The following is a 10,097-nucleotide window of genomic DNA, read 5'->3' as shown; positions in this document are numbered from 1 at the left end:
CCGCAAAACCTGGAGTTTTGAATCCGGAGGAATTTGAGGAGCTGCATCAGATCATGCTGCGTGCATCAGAACAGGAAGAGCATTTTGTTCCGCTTGACTGGGAAGAAATCGACTGCCCGGAGGCATGGGGAGAAAACGGCGAAACTATCACTTATGACTGGTTTGACAACGAAGGTCCGACCATGGATGCTACGGTGGAGTACTATAATGCCAAGGTAGTTGTTCCGTAAATCAGGAAAAGTGGTTCAGCAATCCAGAAGATCCTCGGCATGATGATATTTTTCCCGGTATTCCCGTGGCGTCATGCCGGTTTCTTTTTTGAAGGCACGGGAAAAGGCAAATGGATTTTGATATCCGCAGGAGAACGCCACGCTGGAGACAGGGATATCCGTGATGGTCAGAAGCTCCCGGGCGTTGATGATCTTGGCTGAAGTCAGGAATGCTTGGGGTGTGGTTCCAAGATGTTTTTTAAAAAGTCCGTAAAGGTGGCTGCGGCTGATATGGAGATAGTCAGCAACATCTGTCACAGTGATATTCTGTAGCGGACTTTTTTTGATGTAATCAACAGCCTGTGTGATGTAAAAATTATCGTTGGATTCCATGGTGGTGTAGGAAGCATGAAATTCTTCCTCCAGCATGGCGATAATCCGGTAAAGACCACTCTGGATATAGGCTTCACTGGAGGGCGTCAGTTGCGGGTGAGTCATCATTTCAAGAATGGTTTCCTGATAGGGAAGAACCGAATTTAGCTGCTGGACCGGAGTTTCTTCAGTAAGATGACAGTGTTCACAAAGTATGGGAGCATTTTCTCCATTGAAACAGATCCAGATATAAGTCCAGGGATCAGAAGGCTCTGCTTTGTAGAGAGAGCTGGTCACAGGAGGAATGAAAAAGCACTGTCCGGCTTTCAAGGTATATTTCCGGTTGTTCATATAGAAATATCCCTGTCCGCTCAGCACAAAATGGATGGTGTAATATCGCCGGACACCAGGGCCGTAGGACTGTTCCGGTGTACATTTTTCCCAGCCGCAGGAAATAAGATGAAGTTCTTTTGATGAAGTCTGGCGGTTCATGACCTGCTTGTTTTTCATGAGAGTTTTCTGCCTTTCGATATATGGTTATTATAAGTAATATCAGTTTAAAATATTTGATCTGAGGTGTAAAGAACAAAGATGAACTGATAGGACAAAAGACAGTTGCCGTGCGATAAACGTGTGGCAGCTGTTTTTCTGTTTTCTGCAAAAATTCAGACGTAATGCAGGCATTGTCTTGACACTTGTAAAAGAAAAAGGTTTACCACCAGGAAAAATATCGTTATAATAGGAGAAACGCAGTTTTTCTGCGGCAAAAATATAACAGTCCGGGAGATATCTGTGTCAGAAATATTGCTTATCCGGTGATATATCAGATGATATGAGGAATTTTCCGGTATGTAATAAGAAGGGAGAAAGATATGGCATATTTAGGTGAAGAAATCAAAAAACTTGGTTTTGGCCTTATGAGACTTCCGCAGAAATCAGAAGGTGTGATCGATGTGGAGCAGACCAAGGTCATGGTGGACAAATTTATGGAAGCCGGATTTACATATTTTGATACAGCATGGGCTTATGCAGGAAGCGAAGATGCTATCCGCGAAGCGCTGGTAGAGCGTTATCCGAGAGAAAAATATCAGCTAGCCACCAAGATGGCAGCCTGGATCAACTGCAAGACAAGAGATGAAGCTCTTGCACAGTTTAAAACATCTCTGGAGAGAACAAAGGCAGGATATTTCGACTTTTATCTTCTCCACAATCTTGGAGAGCACAGAACAAAATATTTTGATGAGTATGGTTTATGGGATTGGATCCGTGAACAGAAGGAAGCCGGTCTGATCAGACATGCAGGATTTTCGTTCCACTCCACACCGGAGGAGCTGGATGCACTTCTCACTGCACATCCGGAAATGGAATTTGTACAGCTGCAGATCAATTACGCAGACTGGGAAAATCCGGTGATCCAGTCAAAAGCCTGCTACGAGGTAGCCAGAAAACATGGAAAACCGGTCATTATCATGGAACCTGTAAAAGGCGGCATGCTTGCAACTCCGCCGGAAGCAGTGGAAAAGCTTCTGAAGGAAGCAGAGCCGGAAGCATCCACAGCATCCTGGGCAATCCGTTTTGCGGCAAATCTGGAAGGCGTGATCACCGTACTTTCCGGAATGAGCAATGTTGCACAGATGGAGGATAACCTTTCCTTTATGAAGGATTTCAATGGCCTTACTGACAGTGAGAAGGAGACTCTTGATAAGGCAAGAGAGGCTATGAGCAAAATTCCTCTGATCCCATGTACAACCTGTAACTACTGTGCAAAGGTCTGTCCGATGGAAATCGGAATTTCCGGTTCTTTTACAGCAATGAATTATCTGACATTGTACGGAAATAAAGCCGCCGCAGCGCATCAGGAAGACTGGCTGGTAGTCAGTCATGGCAGAAAGCGTGCAGATGAATGTGTAAAATGCGGACAGTGCGAGGAAGTATGTCCGCAGCATATTTCCATCCGCGAGGAACTTGAGAAAGTAAGCGAGGCTTTTTGCAAATAAAGGAACTGATCCGGCAGGAAGCGGATCAGGGTAAGGAGAGAGTTTAAAAATGGAAAAATTCAAAGCATTTCTGAAACGAAAGGATATTGAGATCTCTCTGAAGAGATATGGTATCGATGCACTGGGAGCTATGGCACAGGGACTTTTCTGTTCCCTGCTGATCGGTACGATCATCAACACCATTGGCACACAGTTTCACATTCCGTTTCTGACTATGGCAGTTGCCACAGTCAATGATACCCAGTACACAGTAGGTTCTCTGGCATCTGCCATGAGCGGCCCTGCCATGGCAGTAGCTATCGGTTACGCCTTGCATTGCCCGCCGCTGGTATTGTTTTCGTTGATCACTGTTGGATTTGCCTCCAACGCACTTGGCGGAGCAGGCGGTCCTCTGGCTGTACTGTTTGTTGCCATTGTTGCAGCTGAGATCGGTAAGGCAGTTTCAAAGGAAACAAAGATCGATATCCTTGTAACGCCTCTTGTAACCATCGGTGTGGGCGTAGGTCTTTCCGCATGGTGGGCACCGGCCCTTGGAAAAGCTGCTATGAAGGTAGGAAGCGTGATCATGTGGGCAACAGATCTGCAGCCATTCTTTATGGGAATCCTGGTTTCTGTATTTGTTGGAATCGCACTGACGCTGCCGATCTCTTCTGCTGCGATCTGCGCGGCTCTGGGACTTACCGGACTGGCAGGCGGCGCTGCAGTAGCGGGCTGCTGTGCGCAGATGGTAGGTTTTGCGGTCATGTCCTTCAGGGAAAACAAATGGGGTGGTCTTGTCTCTCAGGGAATCGGAACTTCCATGCTCCAGATGGGAAATATCGTCAGAAATCCAAGAATCTGGATCGCTCCGATCGTAACATCTGCTATCACAGGACCTATTGCAACCTGCTTGTTCAGGCTTCAGATGAACGGAACTGCTGTATCCTCAGGAATGGGTACCTGCGGTTTTGTAGGTCAGATCGGTGTGTATACAGGATGGATGAATGATATTGCAGAAGGAACCAAGACAGCTGTTACAGCTATGGACTGGGCAGGACTTTTTCTGATCTCTTTTATTCTCCCGGCAGTTCTCTGCCCGTTGATCAATATGTTTGTACGTAAGCTCGGATGGGTGAAAGATGGAGATATGACGCTGTCATAAGCTATATCAGATCTTACTTTAAAATCAAAAAAGAGTATCACAGGAACTCATTGATAGTGATGAGCTTTGTGATACTCTTTTATTTTAACTTTTATGCTACATGTGATCCGGTGGCATTACTCCGTTCCAGTCCACAGGCCTTTGCATATTCATGGAGTTTCTCTTTTGCGGAATAATTCAGATCCTGAGGAACTTGGATCTGAATGGTTACATACTGATCACCGCGGACGGAAGGGTTCTTCATGGAAACAATGCCTTTTCCTCTCAGGCGGATCTTGGAACCGGACTGCATACCTTCCCTGATCTTACAGATAACATTTCCGTAAAGGGTGGGAACGGTGGCTTCACCGCCGAAAACAGCGGTTGTGTAAGGAATAGAAATGGTGGTATAAACATCCGATCCCTTTCGTTCATAGCCAGGACGTGTTCCTACGGTAACCTTCAGAAGAAGGTCACCAGGCTCACCGCCGCCGGTTCCGGGCATGCCTTTTCCTTTCAGACGGATACTCTTGCCGGTATCAATACCTGCCGGAATATGAATCTGAAGTGTCTGCGGTGCACCGGAGCTTCCGTCCGGACCGGACAGAGAGATCCTTTTATCTGCACCAAAAGCTGCCTCATCAAAGGTAACGTTGATGCTGGCCTTCACATCAGAGCCTTTTTGCGGAAAATCCTGTTGATGGAATCCGCCGAAGCCGTTGCCACTGTGAAAGCCACTTCCGCCAAATCCACTATGAAAGCCGCCACCGTTACCGGTGAAATGCTCATATGTGCCATTGCTACCGAAACCGTGGCTGCCGTGGAACATATTTCCGAAGATATCACCAAAAATATCGTCCATATTTTCACCGTTAAAATGAAATTCCTGATAGCTGCCATTGCCGCCACCCTGGAATCCGCCGAATCCACCGGCACCTGCGCCGGCTCCAGGATCAGCTCCTGCTTCAAATGCGGCATGACCAAACTGATCATACATTTTTTTCTTCTTTGGATCACTTAAGACATCGTAGGCTTCGTTTACTTCTTTAAATTTATCTGCGGCATCTGCATTACCGGCGTTTGTATCCGGATGATATTTTTTGGCCAGTTTACGATAGGCTTTTTTTATTGTTTTTTCATCTGCGTTCCGGTCAATGCCCAGAACATCGTAATAATCTCTTTTTACTGCCATGGTATTCACCTTCCCTTATATTATAGTCTGCAGCGTCCCGGATGATCGATCTGTCCTCTCAGAGGACAGATCTCCCGGACTGTCATATATTGAACGTATGCGTATAAAATTCCCCGGGAAAAATCCCGGGGGCATTACTTTTATCTTGTTCTACATGTAATATAACACTGCTAATTAAAAGTGTCAATACCTGCATTGTGAAAAAGAACATTTTGGACTGAAATAAGAGATATGATTCTTACAGCTATCAGCTAAAAATATGATATAATACTACCATAAATTCCGGTGCGGTCTGCTCAGTAAATAAAAAACAGAGAGAGCAGCAGATCAGAGAAAGATCCAAAAAAGAAAAGGAGGCGTATAATATGAGAAAAAGAACTCTTCTGTCCCATATAAAGGCAGTAAAAAGGCTGGTACTTCTGACACTTATACTGGCAGCAGCTTTTCCGGCGACGATCCGGGAGACAAAGGCAGCAGCAGGAACCACTTTTAAAGTCAAAGTCACAGATGGATACCTGGCTCTTCGGAGTGAGAAGGCTTTTGACAAAGGCAATGAGATCGGACAGCTGAATACAGGAGATCTTGTGGAAGTTACAAATCGGAAGGACGCTACTTACTGGTATGCATACGTGCCAAGACTGGATAAATCCGGCTATCTGGACAAAAACTATATCCAGATAGCAGAGAACGCCACAGCTTCCAACGATTCCTGGACAGTAAAGGTAAAAAAAGGCTATCTGGCTCTTCGAAGTACCGCAGCTTACAATGACAGTAACGAGATCGGACGTCTGAATACCGGAGATGTCGTTCTTGTAAAGGACAGCAGTGATTCTACTTACTGGTACGTATATGCTCCGGGGCTTGATAAATCCGGATATGTGGATAACCGGTATATTTACAACAGTGGTCTGTGGACAGTTAAAGTAGAAACTGGTTATCTTGCCCTTCGCAACAAGGCAGCCTATAATGAAAGCAATGAGATCGGACAGCTGAATACCGGTGACACGGTTCAGGTGAAGGACACCAGCAACGATCAGTACTGGTATGTATATGTTCCGCAGCTGGATAAGACCGGTTATGTTGATAGGAACTATCTTACCGGAGGCTCAGGTACAACAACTCCATCCATGACTGTTAAAGTGGAAAGCGGCTATCTGGCTCTGCGCAGTACAAAGGCGTATGACAAGGACAATGAGATCGCCCAGCTGAATAACGGAGATACGGTAGAAGTCATTGAGAAGAAAGACAGTACTTACTGGTATGTATATGTTCCGAAGCTTGGAAAAGAAGGATATGTAGATAAGAACTACCTTAAATAAAAAGATAAAGGATGCTTGTTGCCGGATCTGCCTGAAGAGGAACAGAAAGCCGGAACAAGAAACGGGGAGGCAGAAAGATGACTCTGGCACAGCTCAGATATACCATAGCAATTGCAAAAGCCGGATCTATGAACGAGGCAGCAAAAAGCCTTTATATTTCTCAGCCCAGTCTTTCCACGGCAATCCGGGAGCTGGAAGCAGAAACCGGTGTTGAGATCTTCCGAAGAACGAACCGAGGAATCGCCGTAACGCCTGCAGGCGAAGAATTTCTGGGGTATGCAAGGCAGGTGGTGGAACAGTACGAACTGATGGAAGCCAAATATATTTCCAAGGAACAGTCACGCAAAAAATTCAGTGTTTCCATGCAGCATTATACCTTTGCAGTTAATGCCTTTGTGGAGCTGGTAAAGCAATTCGGCATGGATGAGTACGAATTTGCGGTCCACGAGACCAAGACGCATCAGGTCATCGAGGATGTCCGTAATTTCAAGAGTGAGATCGGGATCCTCTACGTAAATGATTTTAACCGTAAGGTACTTACAAAAATGTTTCACGAGTATGGTCTGGAGTTTCACGAACTTCTTAACTGTCGGATCTACGTTTATATGTGGAAGGGGCATCCTCTGGCGAAGCGTGAGAAGATCACGCTGGAAGAACTGAAGGAATATCCGTGTCTGTCCTTTGAACAGGGAGGAAATAACTCTTTTTATTTTGCTGAGGAGGTTTTGAGCACCTATGAATACAAACGGCTGATCAAAGCCGATGACAGGGCTACTATGCTGAACCTGATGGTAGGACTGAATGGATATACCTTATGCTCCGGTATTATCTGTGAGGATCTTAATGGTTCCGATTACTGTGCTGTGAAGCTGGATTCCGATGAGATCATGACAATCGGTTATGTTGCCAGAAAGGGTGTTAACATCAGTGTCCTTGGGAAAAAATATCTGGAGGAGATTTCCAGATATAAGGATAAAGCACTGAAATAAGAGAAAATAAAATCTGACAGATCACTACCGGAGAAGACGGGAAAGGCTTTTGGTATTTATGATACCGGAGGGTTGTTTCCCTGTGTATTCTCAGATACGTAGCGATGCGTATCATGCAGGAATCTGTCAGATCTTTATTTACATTAAAAGTTTTTGGCAGCGGAAATTTTATTCTGCAAGCCGATCACACACGGATCACAAAACCATCCTTACGCGGTTTGGCTGTTGGATACTCACAGTCACGGTATCCAAGAACACAGTGGCCCACGCCGATATATTCCTCCGGAACACCCCACTGCTTCTTCAGCTCTTTTCCTTCCTCGGAGTCAAAAACTTCTCTTGCACGGTGAATCCAGCAGGAGTCCACGCCGAGAGCATGTGCGGCATTCATGAGATTTCCCATCACAAGACTTCCGTTTTCCACACAGGTGCCCATTTTGCTGTCGGAAAAGACAATGATCACAGTTGGGGCGCCGTAGAACGGATCTGAGGTGCTGCCCATAACAGCTGCGTTCATTTTGGAAAGCCTTGCAACCAGCTCCGGATCCTGTGTCACTACCATAAGAGTGCTCTGCTGTCCCATGCCGCTGGGGGAATATTCTCCCGCTTCCAGGATCGTATCCAGAGTTTCTTTCGGAACAAGCTCTTTTTTGTAGGCCCGGATGCTTCTGCGTTCTAACAGGTTTTTGATGCTTTCATTCATGATCATTACCTCCTGATGTTAAATTTTGTTGAAAATATTTTCTGCAAAAGAAAGTAAATTTCTTTTTATTCTGATAAAAACCATTATAACGCAGATGATTATAGTTTCCAATAGATAGAAGGATATAACTTTACAATTTATAAAGAAATATTATATAATCTGGTTATGATATTCCTGCGGCGGATGCGGGAGAATTTCGGGTGGAGATACAGAGACAGAATAGTTAAGACAGAAAATATGAGGTGCCAGATGGAAAAGATTCGGAAACATTTTTATTTTTCAGGAAGAGTACAGGGAGTAGGCTTTCGTTACCGTTCCTATTATATTGCACAGTCCATGGGACTGACCGGCTGGGTACGGAATCTCTGGGATGATCGTGTGGAAATGGAAGTACAGGGAACCAGAGAAGAAATCCGGGAGATGGTAGAACGCCTTTCTCAGCAGAGCTTTGTGGAGATCGAGGGGATTGAAGAGAGGGAAATTCCATTGGAGGAGGAGTTTGGCTTTCATGTGAGAGGATAGTGAAATGGCCGGTTCATTCCAGCTCCAGTGCCAGATACAACAGAACAGCGTCCCGGAATTTTCGGGGATTGAGACCACATTTTTTATAAATGTGGTTTAATTTATATTGAAGAGTATTTTTGTGGAGAAAAAGCTTCTCTGCGGCATCAGCCAGAGACATTTCCAGGGAAAAATAAGTTCGCAGAAGGTTCTTTTCATCCGGGGACAGCTGATAACCAAACAGCAGAACAGTTATTTGGCTACAGAGCTGCGCAGAGAATATCCGCCTGACACGTAAAGGAACATTTCACGTTTCCGGTACACGGAATGATAGAACGGAGAGTACGGATATCAGCTTTACATAAAAATCATACAGGAGGAAAATAAAATGAAGGTAGTAACAGCGATCGATTCTTTTAAGGGCAGTATGACATCCATGGAGGCAGGCTTTGCAGCTGCTGAAGGTATCCATCGTGTGGATGCGGACGCAGAAGTTCAGGTAAGACCACTGGCAGACGGTGGAGAGGGAACCGTGGAAGCCCTTGTCGCAGGAATGAACGGAAAAACAGAGCACGTAAAGGTTACGGGGCCTCTTGGCGAGCCGGTGATCTGTGAGTATGGCATCATCGAAAGCACAAAGACCGCAGTGATCGAAATGGCTGGTGCAGCAGGGATCACGCAGGTGCCGGACGAAAAAAGAAATCCTCTTTATACCACAACCTACGGTGTCGGTGAGGTGATCAAGGACGCCATCGAAAAAGGCTGCCGCAGATTTATTGTGGGTATCGGCGGAAGCGCCACCAATGACGGTGGTGTGGGAATGCTTCAGGCACTTGGCTATGCATTTCTGGATAAAGACGGAAAGCAGGTCCTTCCGGGAGCAAGGGGCCTGAAAGACATCACAGAGATCACAGCTGCCTATGTGATCCCGGAGCTTGCAGAATGTAAATTCCGTGTTGCCTGTGATGTCACAAATCCTCTTTGCGGAGAGCTTGGATGCAGTTCCATCTACGGACCGCAGAAGGGTGCTACGCCGGAGATGATCCAGGACATGGATCAGTGGCTGGGTGCTTACGCAGAGCTTGCAAAGGAGCGTTTTCCGAAAGCAGATGCAAAGTATCCGGGAACAGGTGCTGCCGGCGGAATGGGATTTGCATTCCTGACCTTTACCGATGCAGTCCTGGAATCCGGGATCAACATCGTGCTGGATGAGGCAAAACTTGAGGACTACATCAAAGACGCGGATCTTGTGATCACAGGTGAGGGACGTATGGATGGACAGACAGCCATGGGAAAAGCGCCGGTAGGTGTTGCAAAGCTTGCAAAGAAATATGGCAAAAAAGTGATCGCCTTTGCAGGTGCCGTACAGCGTGACGCAAGAGCCTGCAACGATGCAGGGATCGATGCCTTTTTCCCGATCCTCCGCGGAGTGGTAACTCTGGAGGAGGCCATGAAAAATGAGAATGCCAAGCAGAATCTGGCAGATACTGCAGAGCAGGTTATCAGACTGATGAAATAAATAAAAGGCATATGATCCGTAAATTTCAGGATTCCTGCAGAAATACAGAGCGTGAGTGTCTGATCTGCTGTAAGAATAAATTTGGTGAAAGACGCTGCGAAGACATTGGATGATAATACAAAAAAGACAGGCCACCTCAGAAGCCTGTCTTTTTTGTGGTTTATAATTTGTAAAAA

The 10,097-nt window shown here is 45.9% G+C and carries 11 protein-coding genes; 7 read left to right on the top strand and 4 right to left on the bottom strand.

The features are described 5' to 3' along the window. Positions 1-230, top strand: a 230-nt coding sequence (locus AB5026_RS05440; RefSeq protein WP_368212929.1) for a hypothetical protein, incomplete at its 5' end; no start/stop codon positions are given. 15 nt (positions 231-245) lie between these two features. On the opposite strand, the gene AB5026_RS05435 is transcribed toward AB5026_RS05440, so the two are convergent. Next, positions 246-1,091, bottom strand: coding sequence for an AraC family transcriptional regulator (locus tag AB5026_RS05435; RefSeq protein ID WP_022427183.1), 846 nt, complete (start codon positions 1,089-1,091; stop codon positions 246-248). 362 nt (positions 1,092-1,453) lie between these two features. Here AB5026_RS05435 and AB5026_RS05430 point away from each other — a divergent pair, with 362 nt between their 5' ends. Together AB5026_RS05430 and AB5026_RS05425 are read left to right on the top strand one after the other, a co-directional pair. After that, positions 1,454-2,578 carry an aldo/keto reductase gene (locus tag AB5026_RS05430; RefSeq protein ID WP_022427182.1) on the top strand — a complete coding sequence of 375 codons (1,125 nt, stop codon included), beginning with the start codon at positions 1,454-1,456 and terminating at the stop codon, positions 2,576-2,578. A 49-nt stretch (positions 2,579-2,627) separates the two neighbouring features. After that, positions 2,628-3,719, top strand: a complete 1,092-nt coding sequence (locus tag AB5026_RS05425; protein ID WP_015525523.1) for a PTS transporter subunit IIC — start codon at positions 2,628-2,630, stop codon at positions 3,717-3,719. A gap of 91 nt (positions 3,720-3,810) precedes the next feature. Here AB5026_RS05425 and AB5026_RS05420 read toward each other — a convergent pair whose 3' ends face one another. Continuing rightward, positions 3,811-4,890, bottom strand: coding sequence for a DnaJ C-terminal domain-containing protein (locus AB5026_RS05420; protein WP_178817909.1), 1,080 nt, complete (start codon positions 4,888-4,890; stop codon positions 3,811-3,813). 365 nt (positions 4,891-5,255) lie between these two features. Between AB5026_RS05420 and AB5026_RS05415 the strand changes: the two genes are divergently transcribed. Both AB5026_RS05415 and AB5026_RS05410 read left to right on the top strand, forming a co-directional pair. Continuing rightward, positions 5,256-6,209, top strand: coding sequence for an SH3 domain protein (locus AB5026_RS05415; protein ID WP_021652766.1), 954 nt, complete (start codon positions 5,256-5,258; stop codon positions 6,207-6,209). A gap of 77 nt (positions 6,210-6,286) precedes the next feature. Continuing rightward, entirely contained in the window at positions 6,287-7,198 is a 912-nt protein-coding gene (locus AB5026_RS05410) for a LysR family transcriptional regulator (RefSeq protein ID WP_022427180.1), read from the top strand. 184 nt (positions 7,199-7,382) lie between these two features. Here AB5026_RS05410 and AB5026_RS05405 read toward each other — a convergent pair whose 3' ends face one another. Continuing rightward, positions 7,383-7,901 (bottom strand): nitroreductase, encoded by a 519-nt coding sequence (locus tag AB5026_RS05405; RefSeq protein WP_015525528.1) that lies wholly within the window; start codon positions 7,899-7,901, stop codon positions 7,383-7,385. Positions 7,902-8,150: 249 nt separating this feature from the next. Between AB5026_RS05405 and AB5026_RS05400 the strand changes: the two genes are divergently transcribed. Beyond that, the gene (locus AB5026_RS05400) at positions 8,151-8,423 is read left to right on the top strand and encodes an acylphosphatase (RefSeq protein WP_022427179.1); all 273 of its coding nucleotides are present in this window, start codon (positions 8,151-8,153) and stop codon (positions 8,421-8,423) included. A 13-nt stretch (positions 8,424-8,436) separates the two neighbouring features. Here the strand turns inward: AB5026_RS05400 and AB5026_RS05395 are convergent, their stop codons facing one another. After that, complete coding sequence (locus tag AB5026_RS05395; protein ID WP_227945638.1) at positions 8,437-8,607, bottom strand: helix-turn-helix domain-containing protein; 171 nt, start codon at positions 8,605-8,607, stop codon at positions 8,437-8,439. Between the two features lie 183 nt (positions 8,608-8,790). On the opposite strand from AB5026_RS05395, the gene AB5026_RS05390 reads away from it, so the two are divergent. Then, complete coding sequence (locus tag AB5026_RS05390) at positions 8,791-9,921, top strand: glycerate kinase (RefSeq protein WP_368212925.1); 1,131 nt, start codon at positions 8,791-8,793, stop codon at positions 9,919-9,921. Positions 9,922-10,097 lie beyond the last annotated feature (176 nt).

Source organism: Blautia sp. RTP21359st1_E11_RTP21359_211015 (assembly GCF_040910705.1).
Lineage (GTDB): Bacteria > Bacillota > Clostridia > Lachnospirales > Lachnospiraceae > Blautia_A > Blautia_A fusiformis.
The sequence above is the reverse complement of the archived record's forward strand: the minus strand, read 5'-3'. Positions and strand labels throughout refer to the sequence as shown.